At 46.4% G+C, this 20611-nt stretch carries 15 protein-coding genes; 6 read left to right on the top strand and 9 right to left on the bottom strand.

The features are described from left to right. Positions 1-17 precede the first annotated feature (17 nt). The gene (locus H6626_05055) at positions 18-1559 is read right to left on the bottom strand and encodes a hypothetical protein (GenBank protein USN48460.1); all 1542 of its coding nucleotides are present in this window, start codon (positions 1557-1559) and stop codon (positions 18-20) included. Positions 1560-1771: 212 nt separating this feature from the next. Here H6626_05055 and H6626_05060 point away from each other — a divergent pair, with 212 nt between their 5' ends. Next, complete coding sequence (locus tag H6626_05060; GenBank protein USN48461.1) at positions 1772-3046, top strand: acetyl-CoA C-acetyltransferase; 1275 nt, start codon at positions 1772-1774, stop codon at positions 3044-3046. Here the strand turns inward: H6626_05060 and H6626_05065 are convergent. From H6626_05065 to H6626_05080, 4 genes are all read right to left on the bottom strand, one after another. Next, a complete protein-coding gene (locus tag H6626_05065; GenBank protein ID USN48462.1) occupies positions 3021-3884 on the bottom strand; it encodes a DMT family transporter in 864 nt (287 codons plus the stop codon). The genes H6626_05060 and H6626_05065 overlap by 26 nt on opposite strands. A 12-nt stretch (positions 3885-3896) precedes the next feature. Next, a complete protein-coding gene (locus H6626_05070; protein ID USN48463.1) occupies positions 3897-4142 on the bottom strand; it encodes a type B 50S ribosomal protein L31 in 246 nt (81 codons plus the stop codon). A gap of 159 nt (positions 4143-4301) precedes the next feature. Continuing rightward, the gene (locus tag H6626_05075; GenBank protein ID USN48464.1) at positions 4302-6098 is read right to left on the bottom strand and encodes a cyclic nucleotide-binding domain-containing protein; all 1797 of its coding nucleotides are present in this window, start codon (positions 6096-6098) and stop codon (positions 4302-4304) included. Positions 6099-6200: 102 nt separating this feature from the next. Then, positions 6201-8675 carry an acyl-CoA dehydrogenase gene (locus H6626_05080; GenBank protein ID USN48465.1) on the bottom strand — a complete coding sequence of 825 codons (2475 nt, stop codon included), beginning with the start codon at positions 8673-8675 and terminating at the stop codon, positions 6201-6203. A gap of 135 nt (positions 8676-8810) precedes the next feature. Between H6626_05080 and H6626_05085 the strand changes: the two genes are divergently transcribed. The 4 genes from H6626_05085 (at position 8811) to H6626_05100 (ending at position 14491) form a co-directional block, all read left to right on the top strand. After that, entirely contained in the window at positions 8811-9959 is a 1149-nt protein-coding gene (locus H6626_05085) for a hypothetical protein (protein ID USN48466.1), read from the top strand. Continuing rightward, positions 9892-11214 (top strand): MFS transporter, encoded by a 1323-nt coding sequence (locus H6626_05090; GenBank protein USN48467.1) that lies wholly within the window; start codon positions 9892-9894, stop codon positions 11212-11214. The genes H6626_05085 and H6626_05090 overlap by 68 nt, the downstream gene beginning before the upstream one ends. Before the next feature lie 93 nt (positions 11215-11307). Continuing rightward, positions 11308-12039 carry a hypothetical protein gene (locus H6626_05095; GenBank protein USN48468.1) on the top strand — a complete coding sequence of 244 codons (732 nt, stop codon included), beginning with the start codon at positions 11308-11310 and terminating at the stop codon, positions 12037-12039. A 529-nt stretch (positions 12040-12568) separates the two neighbouring features. Further along, positions 12569-14491 carry a hypothetical protein gene (locus H6626_05100; protein USN48469.1) on the top strand — a complete coding sequence of 641 codons (1923 nt, stop codon included), beginning with the start codon at positions 12569-12571 and terminating at the stop codon, positions 14489-14491. Positions 14492-14628: 137 nt separating this feature from the next. Here the strand turns inward: H6626_05100 and H6626_05105 are convergent, their stop codons facing one another. From H6626_05105 to H6626_05115, 3 genes are all read right to left on the bottom strand, one after another. After that, complete coding sequence (locus H6626_05105; protein USN48470.1) at positions 14629-14895, bottom strand: helix-turn-helix transcriptional regulator; 267 nt, start codon at positions 14893-14895, stop codon at positions 14629-14631. Further along, entirely contained in the window at positions 14892-16190 is a 1299-nt protein-coding gene (locus H6626_05110; GenBank protein ID USN48471.1) for a HipA domain-containing protein, read from the bottom strand. Before H6626_05110 ends, H6626_05105 begins: the two co-directional genes overlap by 4 nt. A gap of 200 nt (positions 16191-16390) precedes the next feature. Then, entirely contained in the window at positions 16391-17383 is a 993-nt protein-coding gene (locus tag H6626_05115) for a diguanylate cyclase (GenBank protein USN48472.1), read from the bottom strand. A 108-nt stretch (positions 17384-17491) separates the two neighbouring features. Here H6626_05115 and H6626_05120 point away from each other — a divergent pair, with 108 nt between their 5' ends. After that, a complete protein-coding gene (locus H6626_05120; protein ID USN48473.1) occupies positions 17492-19801 on the top strand; it encodes a hypothetical protein in 2310 nt (769 codons plus the stop codon). Positions 19802-19820: 19 nt separating this feature from the next. Here the strand turns inward: H6626_05120 and H6626_05125 are convergent, their stop codons facing one another. Then, the gene (locus H6626_05125; GenBank protein ID USN48474.1) at positions 19821-20399 is read right to left on the bottom strand and encodes a 2OG-Fe(II) oxygenase; all 579 of its coding nucleotides are present in this window, start codon (positions 20397-20399) and stop codon (positions 19821-19823) included. Positions 20400-20611 lie beyond the last annotated feature (212 nt).

The raw sequence follows: 20611 nt of genomic DNA on the forward strand, positions 1-20611 counted from the left end.
CACCCCGAAGGATGCGATTAAACCATCATCTTTAATTGAGCCACGGCCTTCGGGACTACAGCTTCGCCCTCTCCGAGACTCTCTAGTTCAGAGAACAATTGATAAGTGGCTTCTTCATAAGAGATTCCATCATACCCATCATCATGCAACAAATAGAGCACATAGCGCACGGCCCGGTCGATGAGCTTTCCGTTATTTGGATACACCCAGGTCATGAGGTTATTGATATACCGGCCCATGCGCCCCATCACTAATGTTGAGTGAATATTTAAGTGAGTCTTTAAAAGCAGATGCTCTGTCAACGGTGCCCATCCAAGGGATAAAGGCAACTCGGCCTTGATGTCATCAAGTTCAAGCTGAATCCCCCCGCTTTCTTTTTTGATACGAAAGGGCACCTGCATTCGATCCTTAAGTCGCCTCTGCCGAGCCGGTATTCCCGACTGGCCAAAATCAAAACTGGATAGGTAACTCGGCGAGGTCATCGCATTCACTCCAGACCAGTCCAAGGGTCGCGGGGACCTATTGAGTAAACGGTGCCACGCTTCGTTTCGATCACGAGCTGTGGGCAATACTATATAGGACAACGATGGTGTTCGATTGGATAGCTCGTTTTCAAAAGGCATCAAGCTAAAAGTGGGCGCCCGCTCAGTGGTGTCAGTAAAAACCGTAATGGCGTAGTCGTGAGCCTGATACAAAACATTCTCACCCCGCAAATACAAATCTGATTCTTTTTTAATAAAATCACATAAGTATTCTACATTGGCTTGCCCTATGGCCCGCTTTGTTTGTTCCATGGTTTCACTTAAAGTAGATTCATTTTCACTCAACACGGCTAAACCCACAGCCAATTGCAGCACTGTGGAGGCTTGCATGCGCGTGCTGCCCGCCAGTGCCATTGGCCCCACGCAGAGATTTATTTTTTCTATCTTTGGATTTTCAATAACTCGACGAGAACGCTCAACGGTATTGACCAAAACCTCATCAGGATTGCAATAGAGAAAATACGGTTTATACCGAGAAATCTCAGCTGCTTTTTCGGCTGCACCAATCACGTAAGGTGTTTCTCCACCTTCAGTGGTACAAATTAAAAGGTCATTGTCTGTAAATCCCATTTGCATAAGGTGCTTGGCGCCGTACTCTGGAAAATCCTCAAAGCCTTCAATAGAGTGAACAAGAGCCACATCGCCACCCGCCATAAACGCCTGTACCCGTTCATCTCCGGGGTTTTGTTCACGCCAAAGATATTCAAGAGTCAACGACAACCGTCCGGTAGCCCCACAACCACAGAGAAAAACGCGCCCGCCAGAGGCCATGACACTAGAAACTTTTAAATGCATGTGTGATATTTCAGCTAACTTGTTTTCGACCACCTGCAACGCTTCAACATCCAGCTCTTTTAGAACCTCAACGGCGCGCTGCAGATTGGTACTGGCCCACAAAGATAGGCTTTGCGTTTTTTCATGGGGCTGCTCTGTCACAAGAGAACCCAATTTATATTTGCTCGCCTCCGATAAAAACTGATCCGCTCGCTGCCTAAAACTTAGATTTTTTGCTGCCATAGTAGAAACTCCCCAATCTACAATTGTAGGCCCAATGTTTCTTTAAACAAACAAAATGGTGACTTAAAGGCGCTTTCCCTTCATGATTGGCATTTTGTGCAAGCGACAATGCTGTTGAATGTTCGATGGATCATGACCTTGGTCGGGTCACAAGCACTCTTTAGCGTTTGTTCACACACATGTACTGACAATTCATCTTCCAGGAGACCTTTATGAACCCACGAAAAGTTGCCGTAGTTGGCGGTACCCGTATTCCATTTTCCCGGTCTATGTCAGCCTATATGGGCGTTTCTAATGAAGATCTAATGACGGCTGCCCTGCAGGGGTTGGTCGCCAAGTTTTCACTTAAGGGGATGACTCTCGGTGAAGTGTCGTTGGGTGCTGTGATGAAACACTCAAAAGACTGGAACCTCGCAAGAGAAGTGACTTTAAGTTCAGGGTTGTCTGCTCACACTCCCGCCTATGATGTTCAACAAGCCTGCGGCACAAGCCTAGAGACGTCTATTCTTGTGGCCAACAAAATAGCGTTAGGACAAATTGATGCGGGTATCGCCGGCGGCACAGACACCAATAGCGACCTTCCCATTGTGTTCAGCCAACGCTTTGCTCACACCATGCTAAAAAGTTTTAAAGCTCGATCGGCCTTGGAGAAAATGAAGGTCTTCATGAGCCTTCGCCCAAAGGATTTGATCCCCGTTGCCCCTGGTGTGGTCGAGCCTCGAACGGGTTTAAGCATGGGCCAAAGTTGTGAGAAAATGGCTCAGCAATGGAAGATCACAAGAGAAGATCAAGATCAACTGGCACTTGATAGTCACCTCAAGGCGGCAAAAGCCTATGAAGAAGGTTTTTACGATGACCTCATCACTCCGTTTCACGGATTGAGCAAAGACAACAATGTGCGAGGCGACTCCACCCAAGAAAAACTCGCCAAACTAAAACCCGCATTTGATCGAAGTGAGCGCGGCACATTGACTGCCGGCAACAGCACTCCTTTAACTGATGGCGCGTCATGCGTTTTACTGGCCTCAGAGAAGTGGGCGAAAGAACGAAGTCTTCCCATTCAAGCCTATCTGACATTTGCTCAGACGGCTGCTGTGGATTTTGTTGGAGACGAAGGGTTACTCATGGCGCCCGCCTATGCCGTTCCTAAACTATTGGATCAAGCTGGATTGAAACTTCAAGACTTTGATTTTTATGAAATTCACGAAGCCTTTGCGGCACAAGTTTTATGCACTTTAAAGGCATGGGAGTCTGCTGAATTTTGCCGAGAAAAATTGGGCCGTACAGAACCACTGGGACAAATTGATCGCTCCAAATTAAATGTTAAGGGTGGCAGCGTGGCCTTGGGTCACCCTTTTGCGGCCACGGGCACACGAATTGTGGCAAGCCTATCAAAGCTTCTTGCGCAAAAAGGCAGCGGTCGTGGACTGATTTCAATTTGCACGGCGGGCGGAATGGGTGTTACTGCGATACTGGAGCGCCCTTAAGGCGACTGCCTACCAGCACGGCTAATACAATCAATATCATTCCCAAGAAGCTTAACCATTGCACTGGCTCGTCAAAGGCCAGCCAGCCAATGGCCAACGCAAAGACAATGCCTAGATATTTAACGATAACCACATTGGATAGCGGCGCCGCCTGGTAGGCCTTTGTCATATACACTTGTGAAATCTGCGTGCATAGACCGATGGCCAACACCCAGGGCCATTCACTCCATGTGGGCGGGACCCAATAGTACAGGGTCACCGGAGTTATGAGTGGCAATGTCACTAGTGGAAAGTAAAACACCACCACAAGAGCATCTTCATAATCTTTAAGCATGCGCACAAAATTATAGGCCAAAGCTGAAAATGCGGCAGCCATCACCCCCACAACCACTTCGCCCATGCTCACGCGGGCATCAAACCCCTTCACAAACAGCACACCTAAAAACGCGAGAACCAAAGCCAACCATTGCCACTTGCTGGTTTTTTCTTTGAGCAAAAAACCAGCAAACACCAATGCAAATACTGGAGAAAGATGTTGTAAGGTGACCGCCGTCGCCAGCGGCATTTTTTGTAATGTAAAAAAGTACAAGGTTAATGCAACAGCTCCTGCCGCACCTCGTGCCAACAACAAAGGGTAGTGGTTGCCTCGCAGGCTTTTTCTGCGCCATTTTAAAATCGCTGCAGAGACTACAAAGGTGATCAAAGCCCGAAAAAATACCAATTCAAAAAAAGGAATACGCGTGAGGTGCTTCACGCTAGCATGCACGACAGCAAAAAACAGCACTGCCGTCAGCATGTAGCCGGTGGCCCGACTTTTATGAATCGTATTTACATCCAACGGATTTGAGTCTTACTTGCGACCGTATTTCTTACGGAATTTCTCTGCTCGTCCTTCAGCATCGACTACACGTTGTTGACCTGTATAGAACGGGTGAGAGTGGCTTGAGATGTCCATCTTGATTAAGGGATATTCGTTTCCGTCTTCCCATTTGATGGTGTCTTTTGCCTTCAAAGTGGACTTTGTCAAAATAGCAAAGTCACTGGAAAGATCCTTAAAAACCACTGGTCTAAATTCAGGATGGGTGTCAGTTTTCATCGCTCAGGCCCTTTTTCTCAACTTGGAGCTAAAAATAATGGGGAAATATCCCTAACAGGTCGAGCACCTTAACACCATTTTGTGGCCATAGCAATATTTAGATAGAAATTTGGTGCCGGCAAAAAAGCCAGATATTTCAGTCGGTTACCGTGGGCGAGGCTAGTACGAGAAAAAGTGAAAGGAGGGGTAGGCAATAATATCTTTTGGTTTTTCAAGGTTAAACAGGGCAATCACTTCTGTTCGTTGCCCGGTGGCCACATTGAAAACCACAAGATTGGAGTTCTCTACGATTTGGTGAAGTCCCCGTCCAGCGCCGCCTTTTTCTACATTCAACGCCCCGGCTCGACCACCATAACAGCTATCCAGATAATTGAGAATTGTTTGGCCGGTCAATGCGCCAAAGGGGTCAGACACTGAAACGGCCATCAGATTTCCGTCGCAGGCATAACGCAGCAACCCCTGTTCTTCTTTCGGCAAGTGTATCTCTTCTTGCCTGGATAGATGATTATATTTTGCTTTTCCGTTTGCATCCACTGGCGCATCGTAGATGGCATTCATCAACAGTTCTTCTAAAACCGTACGACACTTATCGCGCAATGAGGACCGCAGGCCCAATGATGTGAAGTAATCATCCGCTGCAGTAATCAAGTTTCGCCGACTTTCACTTGAAACCACCGGGTGCTCGTGAACTTCGACACCCCATGAAAGATACTTTTCGAGTCCAAAAATATCCCGGCTCATTAATTTTGACACTGTGGTTACAATATTCTTCACTGTGAATCGTCGGTCATTGGCGTCTCTGGATACCAGGTTTGGCAATGTTTTTTGCCTTTTCAAATCTGGTAAATAATTAGGAATCTCTTCAGATGTCATAAAGACACACTTTGTACTCGGGTTGCTGGCTAAAGCGGCGTCCACCAAAGACAACATAGTTCGATCTACAAATACAATGTTATAACTGTTCTCAGCCAGTTTGGCCTGGCCTTCCTTTAAGGTGCTAACAATATCGAGTTCTGCTCCGGTTCCGCCCAGGGCCAATTTTGCAACGACTTGATCTTTGCGGCTGGGTTCAGCCAAAAGGACACGGGTGTGCTCCATAGCCATTTCACTATTATAGAGGTCAGTGATTGGCTCTAGTAGGCGAGTCACTTCGTCGACTTCTTTTAGGATTTTTTGAAAACCAGGCAAGGCATGGGTGTCTGCTGTTCCCATCATACCGTTGAGTGCAACCTTCAGGGGGCGCAAGTGGTCTTCAAGTAATTCTTCAAGCTTTTTGAATGTGGACTTGCGGGTGCTATAAAGTTCTTCAATTTTATTGTGACTGGCCGTAAGGGCCGCGTTTTGCTGTTCAAGTTTTTGATAGGAGGCCAGCAATGCCTCTGTTTTTTTCTGTAAATCTTTAGTTCGCTTTTCGACCTTTTTTTCTAAAAGCTCATTGGCTTGCTCTAGTTGATCTTTTGTCACATTCAGCTCAGCCATTGTCTCTTCAAGGGCCTTTGCCTTTTGATTGGTGATTCTCAGTTTATCAATGAGAATGGTGGCAAATACGCGATAGAGAATATATTGAACCTTTTCGGCTTTGTCTGGAGTCGTGTTTAAAAATTCTTTTGAGTCAATGGTGATCATTTCCACAGGTGTTTTTGCAATAATTGTGGCTGCGACGGGCTGGTCTGTGATCACTGACATTTCGCCAATGAGGTCGCCAAGCCGACTTAAATTGGCCACTCGACCACCATCAACGAACACTTCCAAATTGCCTGACACTAGAAAGTAGAGCGTGTCGTTTTTTTCGCCTTGATGCAAAACCTCTGTACCCTCAGGCACTCGAACCACTTTCGCCACGCGCTTAAGATGAAGCAGAACATCTTCTGGAAACTCGTCAAATGAACCCAAATCCTCTATGGAAATAGAGCCATAACCTGAATTGATTTTTTTTGCGGCTGAGCCGTCTGACATAAGTAAATACCTAAGGTTAGGGTTCACTGTCTCATCGGAGATACAGTGCCCCTGCCTTAATAGTATTCACTATTCTGGACATTGAGCCAGGCGAATTGCGCCCTACTTAGCTGCAGATGGATCCCGTACATAGGGCTTGGCTGTGGTGGCCGTATAGGCATCCCAGTTAAAGTCATCCACTTGAATGGCATCCCAACGCAATTTTTCAGCTTCAAGCAACTGGGCTTTCTCTTCTTGGCTAATGACACCTTGTGTGGCGGCCATCTCCAACCATTCAGCACCTCGCCCTTTGGCTAGCTTCTTTGCCTTCACTGCTTTTCTGAGTTTTTTCTCTAAACCTTCAGCCTTTTTCACCGCGTGAAAGGCGGCTTCAATGCGGCCCATACCGGTAGAAGTATCCTCGGGCACATAAATACCAGAAGTGAATCGGTCTCGTTGATCGGTATCTGCCAACATCGATGAAACCACCGCCTGACCCAGGCTATCTTTGGGTGCAATACCTATTGTATTTAACCCCGACCACCAGCGAATGGGGCCCTTAAAAAACCAACCCAATAGGGGCACATCAAAATTATCAAAAATACCGTCGAATGACCTTTGAATTTCAGAAAACGCCACTTGCAGAGAATACTCAGCAAAGGGGCGATCTTCTTCCCGGCAACCTTCGGCTTTAAACCGTCTTAATACCGCAGTGGCAATAAACATCCACGAAAGAATATCTGCAAATCGGCCCGTTAGTTTTTCTTTCACTTTTAGTTTTCCACCCAAAAGGCCCATAGCAAAATCGGCCATGATGGCAAAACTTGCCGATGCCCACACTAACTTTTGGAAATAGCGCCCCATACCCTGCCCGTAACCCCGCGAAGCAAACATACCGCGAGTGAGACTTAACACAAATGAACGCGCCGAATTTCGAGTGACATGACCAATGTGCCCCCAAAAGGCCTTATCAAAAGCGTCGGCATTTCCGCTAATGACCGCATCCACTTCACTGAAGGCATAAGGGTGCGCTCGCAATGCCCCTTGTCCAAATACAATCAAGGTTCGAGTCAGAATATTGGCTCCCTCAACTGTCACCGCTACGGGCATCCCGAAGTAAGGAATAGACATCACGTTTCGCGGCCCCATGGAAAGCCCCTGGCCTCCGAGTACATCCATCGCATCTGTGGCTGCCCGTCGACCAAATTCAGTGGCATTATATTTTGTCATGGCCGTAACCACGGGGGGTTTCACTCCCTGATCTAATGCGCTGATCGTGTATTTTCGCAGAGCTTCAATGTAGTAAACCATACCGCCCACGCGAGACAATGGCTCTTCCACGCCTTCGAATTTGCCGATGGGCACTCCGAATTGCTTTCTGGTATTGGCATGGGCCGACAGAACTCGGTAGGCCAACTTCACACCGCCAGTACCCTGTGCGGGCAATGAAATGCCTCGCCCGGCCGCCAAGGACTCCATCAACATCGTCCAGCCCTTGCCGGCATTGGCCACACCACCAATGATGGCGTCCTCAGCTTTCACTACAACATCTTGGCCTTCTGTGGGACCGTTGTTAAATGGTAATCCCATGGGATCATGCCGGTGACCCACCCAAACTCCGGGCGTATGGGAAGGAATTAATGCACAAGTGATTCCTACATCAACGCCTTTACCAAGGATGTTTTCAGGGTCTTTTAAGCGAAAGGCCAACCCAATTAAAGTAGAAATGGGCGACAACGTGATCCAACGTTTTTGCCAATTCAGTTTAAGGTAAACTTCGCCGTCGTCCCCTTTATATAAGACTCCAGTGGACGTGATAGCTCCGGCATCGCTACCAGCCATGGGCTCAGTCAAACCAAAACAAGGGATCTCTTCACCCGTTGCCAATTTTCTTAAGTATCTATCTTTTTGAGCCTGGGTTCCATAGTGGATCAAAAGCTCTGCGGGCCCTAATGAGTTGGGCACCATAACTGTTATACCCGCGGTGATTGAATGGCTTGAAAGTTTTTGTACAACTTCTGAATTACAAAGTGCTGAAAATCCCAACCCACCGTACTCTTTGGGAATAATCATCCCTAAAAATTTCTCTTTTTTGATGTAGTCCATGGCCTCGTCAGAAAGAGTTCTCTCTTTCCAGACCTTCCAATCATCGATCAATTCGCAAAGCCGGTTCACGGGTCCATCAATGAAGGCTTGCTCCTCAACCGTAAGTTCTGGATAGGGTTCATCCATCAGTTTTTGCATATCTGGTTTTCCGGAAAACAAATCAGCTTCACGCCACACCACGCCCGCTTCTAACGCGGTTCTTTCCGTTTCAGAAATCTTTGGCATGATGGGCTTCATGGCCTTCAGCAACGCACCGGAAACCATGGATTTTCTCAGTGGTCGAACGTTAAAAATCACTGCAACGACTGCAAAAGTCAGTGTCAGCCAAAATGGTGCTGAAAAGCCCAACAGCACCGCAAAAATAGCTATGGTCCAAACCAAAAATGGCATGCCCAGGTAAGCAATGGCCACAAATGCCACCACAGCTGCTAAAACACTCCACGACACGTTTGTGCCTAATAAAAATCCACTGACCTGATCCAAAAGTTCCACGATGTCCTCCTACGGGCGGCTTTTTCTGCTTTTTTTTAACATATGTTAAAATTCGCTAAAAATTGAGTCAAAATGTGAGACAATACGAATATGTTCAACATTGGTATTGACACGTACAGGCATGCAAAAGTCCTAATGGTCGCAACACTTCTCGTCCTCGGCGCAGGAGTCAAGGCCAATGCGGACGACGCGCCACCGGTTCAAGAATGGACCTTTGGCTCGAAGCTTGATTTCTTCAAAGTTCAAAATGGCGAGTACGGACCCCAGCTGGGTAAGTCCACCGTAGACCTTGGCACTTTTTCATCATTTGCACCTTTTTTCGGCAAAGAGTTTGCCGATGCCTGTGAGGGTCTCCCCGAGAGACCGGATCTTTCGGTTCGCGCCAAGTCCTTTAATAGAACCATCAAGCGTCATTTTTATATAGAGAAAAAAATCATCAGCAACGGCACCAACTGCCTGACCCTGACCGGGGACGGGATCTATTATATCCCCCTGCATAGGAATTGGTTGTTGAAAAACCAAAAACATCAAATCAACTTAGGCGATCGATTTGTCATTCAAATGCAGGGCCGGCCGCTCCTGGATTTCAAAAAGATCGAGGGCGAATGGCGAAGTCAAGATCCGCAGTTTTCGGTGAACTGGGATTATTTCGTCAATTTTGAAAATGCGATTCAGCAGTACACCCCGGATGTTTATATTCACCCCGCAATCCTCAACGATCCTGACTCTCGAGCCCACGACAACAGTCGATTCACATTGCGAACGGCTGATAAGGAATACAAATTTTATCGAATTACAGATAAACAATGGGTCGTTCAGCGGCCTGGTACGGAATGGCTTGAAGGCACCAATGCCTGGTCTATGTTTCTTGATATGAGTTTGGCCCAATGGCGCGATAGCTATTTTGTGCAGTTAAAAACCATTCGTGATAAAGCTTTAGAATCTGACAAACGCATTGAGGCCATTTCTGAGCTGGGCTCGGCCTGGGGGCTGAGCATCAAGCATGCCATGCAAGAGTTAGTACTTGATCCTGAGGAAAACAACACAGTGAAAATACGCGCCGCTCAGACTTTGCGCCAACACCCCAGTGATGACAACATGAAGGCCCTGGTTGCCGGACTAGAGAAAACCAATAGTATTGAAGTGCAAAACTATTTAACAACGGCCTTGCGCGTGCGAAATCCAAAAGGGCCCATTATCAACGAAGACGACTCCGATGAAGAGCGACAACCAAAACTCCAAGCCTGGAAAGACTGGGCAAAATCACTGGGCGCAAAGAAATAATCGCCAAATTTTAGCCTGGTCGCTCTACGACTTTGCCAACTCGGCGTTTGCCACAACGGTGATGGCAGCCTTTTTCCCTGTGTTTTTTAAAGAATATTGGCGCTCGGGTGTAGAGGTCACACAAAGCACATTTGAACTTGGTATGGGCAACTCAGTGGCTAGTCTTTGCATTGCTGTGAGCGCACCTATATTGGGAGCCATGGCTGATGCCGGCCGCAGAAAGAAAAGATTTCTTGGATTATTCACTGCCCTTGGCGTATTAACCACAGCCGGCCTATTCTTCGCCCCGGCATCGGATTGGCAATGGGCCTTAGCTTTTTATGCCCTCGCGGCCATGGGATTTGCGGGAAGCAATATTTTTTATGACTCTCTTCTTGTCTCTGTATCGGGTCGTCAGAAGATGGATTTTGTTTCAGGCCTCGGCTATGCGCTCGGTTATCTGGGTGGCAGCCTTTTGCTGGTGGTGAATGTGCTGATGGCTACAAAACCCGAATGGTTTGGTTTTTCTTCGGCTGCCGAAGGTATCCGCTATTCATTTTTAACGGTCTCTTTGTGGTGGGCGATTTTTTCATTGCCCCTATTTTTTATGGTGCAGGAGGACGGCGCCGCATCAACGCTGTCCTATGGGCAGTTGATTGCTAAGAGCTATCGACAACTGGCCCTCACCATTCGATCGGTGGGTCAACATAAAGCCCTACTGCTTTTTCTGATTGCTTACATCTTTTATATAGATGGTGTTAATACCATGATCAAAATGGCTGTGGACTATGGTAAAGCACTGGGTTTTCCCACTGACAATCTAATCACGGCACTCCTTATCACCAACTTTGTGGCGTTTCCAGCAACGGTGGCCTTTGGATTTTTTGGCGAACGTTTTGGGGCGCGAAAAGGCATTTATCTAGCGCTGGCCATCTATATTGTCGCCACCTCGTGGGGTCACTACATGCAACAAGTGTATGAATTTTATTTTTTGGCAGGAGCCATCGGCCTTGTACAAGGAGGTATTCAGTCGCTCAGTCGATCCTACTATGCACAGATGGTTCCGGAGGGCCAAGAGGCTGAGTACTTTGGTTTCTTTAATACCGTAGGAAAATTTTCTGCCATATTCGGCCCCGTGCTTGTGGGCTATGTGAGTCAGGCCACGAACAACCCGCGATCATCAATATTAGTGATTCTCGCTTTTTTTGCTGTGGGCATTATTCTCTTAAGATTCCACTCAAAGACATTAAACCAACTCCCTGAAAAAACGCCCTAGGACCACCTGGGCCGCAGTTTTCTGGGAATCTGGTATAACCGTTGCAATCCCTTCGATAAGGTCGGACTCACCGCGTTTTGAGAAATGGATCCTATGAAATTTATTCAGCAAACGATTATTTTTGGAACACTTTTTCTACTATCATGCTCCGCATACGGATGGGGTTCTATCAAACTTGGCGACGAAAATGGAACCGTGCCAAAGGAAAAACCCTATTTTGATGTGTATGTAATCACACCTATTGAGGCTCGATGCGGAGACCTCTTAAAAGCCGATGAAAGTGGAATGGGCATTTCCTATTCTGTATATGCCGGTGAACATGTGGACGATAGCTCGTTAAAAGGGATCACGGCCAACCACCATATCGACCAGATCAAGGCCTACGTTGACCAACTGACCGCTTCACCGCCTGATCCATCGGGGGTGACAGTGGATTCGGTCAATGAAAAATTGGCGAAAATCCTCAAAGCTGGCGAATCTGAGAAAGTTTTAAAAACGGGAAAAATATTAATTTTTGAGACGATTAACGAGAAACGAACATTGATCGTGGCCACCACGGCTTTTATTGCCACAGTACGAGATCTTGACCACTCTTATGGCATAGAACTCGAAGCTCCGGAGACGGCCACCCCCCTTTATATCAATGGATCTGTCAGCCCTGAATATTTACATGAACGCCTTCTCACTCTTTCACAGGCCATTCGATTTATAGATCCTGACCGCGCCAAAGACGGCGTTAAAGATCATTACTTTTACTACACGGCTAAAAAAGGCGACGTCGGCACTGAGGTGGTTTTTGTTTTTGATAATTCTGAGGGGCACTAAAGAACGTTGGAGCTGGGGGTAGCAAATAAAAACTGTTTCATCAGAATCCATCTAGCACCTCGACGAATACCTATCTGCAAAATCAACCCCATGAACTCTATATACAAAAAAGTGGTGTCTTTTTTAAAGGCAGCTGCTTGCGGCGCCGTCAATTTCATAGAGATAACTGAAACTAAATTCAACCGATGAGAATCTGAGTGACTATTCTGAATAGAGAATCCTTACGGCCAACGATGGTCGAGCCCGATTAATAAGGCGTATACATTCAAAGACATACGTGTCGCCCAAATAATTCGGGTTACCCAAATGACTCATTTTGAGATTCTTTCGGTGCCTGTTGTTGAGGCTTGGGCTTGTCGTTCGCAGGAGCTTGTCTTGACACCGCTTTTTTTAAAAAAATTGTGGGGTTTTTAGGCCTCGTGGCTTAAAATAACATTGAACGAAAACATTGGAATTCACCGTCTATTTTGACGTGTATTTAGGTTGATTTGCCATGCTTGTGAACGTCATAAAATCTTTGAAGCTATTAATGAGGCCCGTTCTAGCAGGTGGCTTTGTTCTTTTGGTGGCTATTTTTCTTTCTGCATGCCAACTTGCAGACAACAGAATATCAGGACGAGTGCGAAATACCGCCAGCCCCTCAGCCTTTCCGTTAGCCGTGCCCGGAGTGCCGGCTTTAGTCAATCAACCTATTACGTTGGCACCCACGGGCGGTGTGCCACCCTACCAGTTTGCCATTGCCTCTGGGCCCGGGTCCGTTAACATAACGACCGGTGTCTATACACCGAATTTTTCTAACGGCGATGTGGTGATTGTTGTTACCGACAGCTTGGGCGAAACCGTAGATGTCACGTTTAAGCGGGGAGCTGCCAAAGTGACGTCAAATTCCGCCGCCCAGGGCACAGCATCGATGATTACGCCTTCGGTCGGGTCCTCTATATGTGATCATGGACTGCTATTTACCCAAGACCGAGAGAGTTTAGGGTTTGAACATTTGTATTACATGGATTTTTTTGGTTCTGAAATACGAAAGGTTTCACCGGAAACCCTGATTTCGCCGGGTACAGTTTATGAAATCGTTAGTCACAACCGGATTATTTATCAGGCAAGTATAGCGAGTAAAAGTCATCCCGTCATTTACGTCACGGACTTGAGTGATTTTTCATCAATTATCGTTTCACCTGACCTTCCAGCAGGGCGATCACTTTACCTTCAAAAAGTTTCGGATAATGGCCAAACAATTTTTTTTCGAGCTAATATCGATGATGAAGATATTAGCGATCTTTATTCTGTGCATATTGATGGCTCAACCTTAACAAATTTGTCACAAGGCATGAGTTGCAGTGCAAGTAAAGTATTGTCGAACTCTACAACGGTGATTGCCAGTTGCGCACCCTACCCCCCTGGTAATAGTAGTGAGCTCTACAGATTTGAGGCTGGTACCGCAGGCGGAGTTCGAATCAGTAACGCAGTCACTCCGCCAAATGAATACATTGACGAATTTCACCTCACCCCAGATGAGACTGCCATTGTATATACCCATAGCATGGCGGCGAGTGTCCGAGACTTGTATTCAGTAAACATTGCAGCCCCAAGCCCAGTAAAACTGAATACCAATGTTGCTGGTGTTGGCTACAGGCCAGCATCTGCAAAAATTAGCGCTGACTCCACCCAGGTGATATACTTCACAAACCCTAGTGCCCAGCCCTACATAGATGCTGCCAGTGCCATTATTGGCAGCGCTGCGAGTGAGACACTGCTGAGTAATTCCTCTGCGGGCAGCGTTTACGGCTATCTTTCTTACCTAGAAGTCGGCAACAAAATTTTCTATGCAGCCGATCAGCAGGGCGATTTTAAAATTCACTTGTATACCGCCCAGGCGGGTGTAGCCACCAGCGCTGTGAGACAAAATGACATAACAGCTGCAACCCTTTATCTGTATTTTACGCAAATCAATCCAGCGACCATAATTTATTATGACAACGGAGTTTTTAATAGCTCTACAATCGGCGTTACAGGGGGAACACCCTTAGACCCCGGCAGTACCGGGTATACGTTTCAAAACTACGGCGGCATCCAAGACCCCACAAAAGTTACACTAAAGTCAAATAGCGCCGGCGGCGGGTACCAACTTTATTTCTGGGATATTATTGCCAACTCTATCTCTGGGCCACTGAACCCACCATTTGTCTCTGGTGGAAACATTTATCATATCACGGGCCCAAAACAAGATGGTGATCTTATTTTTTATCTCGCCGATGCCCACATAGATGAGCTCTTTGAACTGTTTTGGGCCAATACATCGAGTCTCACCTATGGCCAAATCAACGACACCACCTATCAGTCCATTGCCATATTAGGTACGACAGACACGCCTAACGGCAAGTTTCTCTTTTACACGGCCGATGACGACAACGATGGCATCAAGGATGTTTTTGCCTATGGGTATTAAGGTGTATCACGACATGGTCGGCTTTTTTTATGGCCGCCCTCCTCTTGCTTGCATTTTCACAAGATTTATCGAGCTCTCATAATTCAATAAATAATAAGCTGGGTCCATCTAAATAAAGTGAGCTGAAGTGAACGCATCTAGCGGCGCTTGGTGACCAGGCCCATTTCCACACCCAGTGGCGCGAATATTTTGTTTAAGGTTGATATGGTGGGGTTGCCTCTTCCCAGTTCAAAGTCACTGATGATTTTTTTACTTACACCCACCATTTGAGCGTATTCGAGCTGGCTTTTACCTAAGACTTTTCGCAACAAAATGAGCGCTTCTGGCAGCTCCAGTTCGCCACTTTGAACACCTTGATTTAACTCTTCTCGCAATTGTTTTCTTGTGGTTTTTTTTGATTTCACAGCGAATCCAGATAAGTTTGAAAAGCAGTCATAAATTCATCATATTTTTTTGTAACAAAACTTAAGGTCTCTTTGTTTACGCCTTTTTTGTGAAGGAGATTCGGTACATTGCCGATTTTTTCGTGCAGCTCTTTAAAAAAGGCCACTACCATATTTTTTTGCACGCCCAGCTCTACCAGTTTGCCCTCAATGCTTTGAAAATTAGGAATGTGGTAAACTTCGTCCTGCCACTTAGATACCCTCGGAATCCCGCTGTCATCTAAAACCATAGGTGCAAAATCAAATAGAGGCGAAAGTTCAATACCCTTTTCTGTTTTGATAAAAGCCGTGTTTCTGCCGTGATTGTCCGTATTACCCATGACTATGTTTAAAAAATCTCTAAACACATACTCTTTCATGTCGTCCACAGGGTTTGTGGAGAATTTCTTGATCACTTCCAAATATTCTTCATTCTTTTTTGAGACTCCAAACTCGGCCACCCCCATAGCTGAAACCAAGCTTTCAAGACCAAATCTAATCACCTGCTTGCTGTCGTTTTTGCCACGATCAAAGCGCGGGATAAACAAAGTGTCTCTATCCCAGATCAAGGGACCAAAAACTCTCACCCCTAGTTCTGTGGCCACTTCATAGTAGATCTGTTCAAGTCTTAGAATTTCATAGTCTCTTTGTTTTTTTCCCCGCGGAAACTTGATTAACCAACTTTTTACAATGGATTCGTCTTTGATGGCTCCATCGCCATGCCACTTGCCGTTTTTGTCCTCTACCAACAAGAATTTTGGAGCCTCCCCTTGTGCGCCACTTGTTCCAGAAACGATCGCCCCCATATTTTCAGCGTACTCAATAAAATCAACGCCTCGACCCACAACCTCTTCATAGTCAAAACCACTGTGGCTGTTAGTTCGAGCAAAAGGATTGTCTTCTGGTTTTACTCGAATGTTTCCTGGAGGATTAATGGCGCCTTTGGCTAGCAGTTCGAAATCAGCTTCAGGTCCATCGTTAAGATTTAACCGCTTGAGCCAATTGAGTCTGGCTACACCCGTTGGAATAAGATCTAGCAAAAATGCCGGCCAATGGGGCTCTGTGATAAATCCGTAATTCAGAGGGTATCTTACACTGGCCGCATAAAGGCCGATGCTATGAAGTTGGTCGATAAACCGATCTAAATAATCCAAGCTGTATTGCAGCTGACCTTTTTCTCTGTAGCTCTTTACAGAAAAAGGCTTTGAGACCTCTACTTCAGCGAGGTCCCACCACTGTCCGTTAACAAAAATTTCTAATTCGATGGTTTTTTCCATAGACTACTTTATTATGCCAAAATTTGTGATTGAGTCAAATTTAGACTACTTAACTAGTCTATTGGTCGGCAAGCTTGGATTGAAAATTAGACCATTAAAATAGTCCAAAAATACTGTTTTTGGCGCAAATGGGCTAATTAAGTAGTCTAAAATAGCCTTTTTTAAGGAATTGACCCCATTTGCTTTTTTTCGGAAGCGCCCTAAACCGACACAATCACTTTATTACGTCCGGCCTCTTTCGCCTGATACAAGGCTGCATCCGCTTGGCGCACCAAAGACCGAGCATCTAAATCTTCCTCGCCAGGAATAGAGAGGGCCACCCCCACACTGATAGTCAGATCAATGGTGTGCTGGCCTTCACGAAAAGTATGACTTTCAACCACTTTTCGAAGGCGCTCGGCAAAGGCCACGGCCCCTTCTTCGCCGGTGTCCGTGAGTACAATTAAGTATTCATCACCGCCATAGCGAGCGGCCAAATCCACTTCTCGCATGGTGGCTGCTATCAATCGACCCATGGCTTTGAGCACGTGACTACCAAACAAATGATCATGCTCGTCATTTACTCTTTTGAAATGATCCATATCCAGCATGATTGCCGCCACTTGCGACTTTTGCCGACGGGCTCGCTTTAACTCGTAGTCAATTTTGTCATACATGGACCGCATATTAAACAGGCCGGTGAGATAATCATGATCAACCATGTCGTGCAATTTTTGATTGGCCTCTAAAAGTTCGCCATGCACCTCGTTGAGACGCAAGCTACATTCGATGCGCGCGATTAACTCTTCAAACCTAAAGGGTTTTCTAATGTAGTCATTGGCACCGGCCCGTAAGGCATCAACTACATAGTTGGTGTCGGTTCTACCGCTAACAAAAATAACGCTGACATAGTTTTTTTGACTCCGAAACTCTTTGAGCATTTGTAGCCCCGTCATTCCTGGCATGTCATTGTCTGTCACTACAAGATGGGGTTTAAAGGATTTAACCACTTCCAAGGCATCTTTGGCCCGATCCACCATTTTCGTGTGATATCCGGCTGCAGAGATGGCTTCGTTCATCAATTCCAGCAAGTTTTCATCGTCTTCAACGATGAGGATCCGAGCCGATGAAGCATCATTTGCATTTACTTTTTCAGATAGGTTCTCTTCATGTTCCACTTTGGTAGAATAACTGCCTCCCCACCAAAAAGGCAACGTCTGCTTTACTCCTTTTGACTAGGTCAGATGGACCTAGGTCTAACGCAAGGAATCTTTATTATGTCCTGGATTTTAGATCCTGTCTGAGAACGCCGAAAAGAGACTGTGGATCGCTATCTCATTTCGGGCGGACTCGCCCTACTTTTATTTGAAGTTTTCATCTTGCTGGCTGACTTGGGCATGCTGCCCACCCCTCTTTTGCCTGAAGGACAACACATATCCACGACCGGCCAGGTCATTGGAAACATCCATGTCACCCACCAACAGGTGCGACGGCGATCACAAAATTCAATGCTATGGCAAAACTCCCAACAAGGTGACCAGGTGCGCGGGTTTGATTCGGTGTTAACACTTGATGGAAGCTCTGCTCAGCTTAACCTTGATGGTAACATCAAAATCCAGCTTCATGAAAACACCCTCATTGTGGTTGAGCCTCTACCAGAAAAAGACACCGGAGAATTTCGATTGAAGTTTGCAAGGGGTGACCTGAGGTCCCGATCAAAAAGAAGTTTTCAACTTTCCACTGAAGACTGGACGCTAAAAGCCCAAGCTGGTTCTGATTTAAGTTTGCGAAGTCGCATTGACGGAAAATTAGAGCTCGAAGTGAGTAAGGGCCATGTTGCAATGGCTAATAAAACTCAACCCGAAAAATCCCAAGTTTTTCACGAGGGGCAACGAGTCACAGTCAACGAAGAGGCCGTGGAACAAACCCAATCCTTGAGTGAAGATCTCAAATGGTTGCCGCCATTAGAGAGTCGAGTTTACACTCATGCCGACTCTGCAACTGTGCATCTGACATGGTCTGGGTCGCCCAGTAAAATCCGCCATGTCTTTGCAAACAAATTGCAACCAAATATTATCGTTGGACCGCAGCACCATGAGGTCGACATGGAGTTAGCTAGAGGCACTCACCATCTGTCTCTAGAAAATGACACCGGTGTGAGTCGCACACTGACCGTTCACGTTTGGCTAGCTGAAAAACTTGTGTATTTCTCACCGCTGCCCAGGCACCGTGCCGATCTCAAATTAGAAACTCTTTTCTCGTGGAGTCCCATTAAACAAGCCGAAAGCTACCGCATCGAAATCGCCCAGGATAGTGAATTTAAAACTCTAGTTCATAGCCAAACCCAAAATGGCAATCATTACTCTTTGCGACTCACTCAAGAGGGTTTGCACTTTTGGCGCGTCATCGGTATTGATGACGAGCAATCTGCCATACCTCCTCTTTACAACAGTCGCCTGTACTCTGTTTCTAACCCATTAGACGCACCAATTCTCCGAGAGCCCGCGCAGGCCACACCAAGCCCGAAAAACGAAAACCCTCCCAAGGTAAAAAAATCTCCCCCACCCCAAAGTCGCCAGCAAATCAATCGTCTGCCTGTCTTCGCTCATTGGATATGGACGCAGATTTTACCCGTGGCCAACGCCACCTCTTCTGTTGAGGCCACGCGCTCTGTGATTTTTCGATGGGATACCGTCGCGGGAGCCGATTACTATGCCATTGAGATTTCATCCACCCCTGAGTTTTTCAACCCCGAAGTGGTGACGGAAGTTTTAGGCAATGAGTTTTTATGGCGCGGATTTAAACCGGGCATCTATTATTGGCGAGTGGCCGGGGGCGAGAAAAATGGGAGAATGGGCCTCTTTAGCCAACCCGAAAAAGTGGACCTAACAAAACCTGAAAATCTACATCTTGACGATGAACCCTCTGCACCGACGGCTCCCCCACAAAAAAGCCTTTTACCTGCAATTGCCACCGACAAACCGCCGGCCGCTGAAGCCATGTTAGTGTCACAAGAGGCGCCCCTTCAAATCCTTGGGTTTATTCGATGGCATTGGCCTCACCTCGTTTATGACTATAGGGCACCGGACAATGTAAATACAAAACTAAGCGGATTCACCTCTCCGGCTTTGACCGCGGCGGTTCAATGGCCCCTTCGAGATCAACACTTCATAGAAACTCGATTGGATTATGCTGAATTCAATTGGAAACCAACCACCCCCAGTGATTTGCCTTTTCAGTCAAATTTGGTTTCGTGGACATTCAATGGCGATTTCTTTTACCAAGATAAAACATCCTCGTGGTCTTGGGGATTGACCTTGAATCACTTACCTCTGGTTCAGAGACAGGGGTTAGAAAGTGTTCACCTCACTGACATTTGGACCTACGGAGTGGGATCACGCACCACAATAGAATTTGAAAAACCCCTTCACTCGGAACACACCTTAAGCCTCAACTACGGTCACCAGTACTGGCACCCTAGAGTAAATAACAACATCTATTACAACCTTGGCATTTGGAAGAAAACACCTTTGTACTTGGGCCTGCTGATAGATATAGACTTCTTATTCGGCCCCGATAGCTCAACGGCCTTCTTGGGACGCTCCAGCGCGTTTTTACAATGGAACTGGTAAACCTGTTTCATGTGGGTGCTTAGAGATGCAAAAGCGGATGCACATCATCCCTAAACCATGTAGTTAAACTCCATCGAGATACTTTTGTCAGCCGCACTTCGTGTACCAACCGACTGTCAAACACCACCAAACGACGCGGACTGGGGTCAAGTGACACGGACGGCCTCCCATCAGAAAGGTACAGCACGAGCTCACCGTCTTGACCATTTTTCCAATCACCCAAATACAAAACTGAACTTAAAACCCGACTGGGATTGGTCTCATGCCGATCGACGTGCTTTAAATAACGAGTACCAACAGCATAATAGGCTAAATGCGACTCGTATCTTTTTATAGGCAAATACAGGCCCCGCTTGGCAAAGGTCAAAAGCTGCTCATACAATTCTTGGCAATAGGTCAGCGCCGGATCGTCCCATTTTTCAATCCAATAGATAAGATCTCCCCGAATCTCTTTGACACGTTTTTTTTGGGCCCCTTTACCAATCTTTGCCGGAATGAATTCACCTTTTTGAAAATGGAACTTAGCGGCTTCCAGCAATGAGGCCTGAGTCTCTTTAGAAATGGCGTCATCCACTACCCAAAACTGGTTATTTTCCATACTTGAAACAAAATCTTCGAAGCGAAAATTCGGAAGGTCTATCACCACGAAAAATCAGTTTTTTGGTTAAACCCTATCTTGGCCACCATTAACTGCCCCCAACTAAGATTCACGATATCACCCTATTGAGACTAACACGTAGCTAAAAGTGGGGTGTGCATTTATTAAGGTGGCTATAATTGGTTCTTGGCCGCCAACCTGATCGACTGAAA

The organism is Pseudobdellovibrionaceae bacterium, from assembly GCA_023898385.1.
Lineage (GTDB): Bacteria > Bdellovibrionota > Bdellovibrionia > Bdellovibrionales > UBA1609.

What these genes read in the sequence shown, in the direction of transcription:
- H6626_05055 (USN48460.1), bottom strand. Translation starts at nt 1,559, where the DNA reads ATGGCAGCAAAAAATCTAAGTTTTAGGCAGCGAGCGGATCAGTTTTTA.
- H6626_05060 (USN48461.1), top strand. Translation starts at nt 1,772, where the DNA reads ATGAACCCACGAAAAGTTGCCGTAGTTGGCGGTACCCGTATTCCATTT.
- H6626_05070 (USN48463.1), bottom strand. Translation starts at nt 4,142, where the DNA reads ATGAAAACTGACACCCATCCTGAATTTAGACCAGTGGTTTTTAAGGAT.
- H6626_05075 (USN48464.1), bottom strand. Translation starts at nt 6,098, where the DNA reads ATGTCAGACGGCTCAGCCGCAAAAAAAATCAATTCAGGTTATGGCTCT.
- H6626_05085 (USN48466.1), top strand. Translation starts at nt 8,811, where the DNA reads ATGGTCGCAACACTTCTCGTCCTCGGCGCAGGAGTCAAGGCCAATGCG.
- H6626_05090 (USN48467.1), top strand. Translation starts at nt 9,892, where the DNA reads ATGAAGAGCGACAACCAAAACTCCAAGCCTGGAAAGACTGGGCAAAAT.
- H6626_05095 (USN48468.1), top strand. Translation starts at nt 11,308, where the DNA reads ATGAAATTTATTCAGCAAACGATTATTTTTGGAACACTTTTTCTACTA.
- H6626_05100 (USN48469.1), top strand. Translation starts at nt 12,569, where the DNA reads ATGAGGCCCGTTCTAGCAGGTGGCTTTGTTCTTTTGGTGGCTATTTTT.
- H6626_05110 (USN48471.1), bottom strand. Translation starts at nt 16,190, where the DNA reads ATGGAAAAAACCATCGAATTAGAAATTTTTGTTAACGGACAGTGGTGG.
- H6626_05125 (USN48474.1), bottom strand. Translation starts at nt 20,399, where the DNA reads ATGGAAAATAACCAGTTTTGGGTAGTGGATGACGCCATTTCTAAAGAG.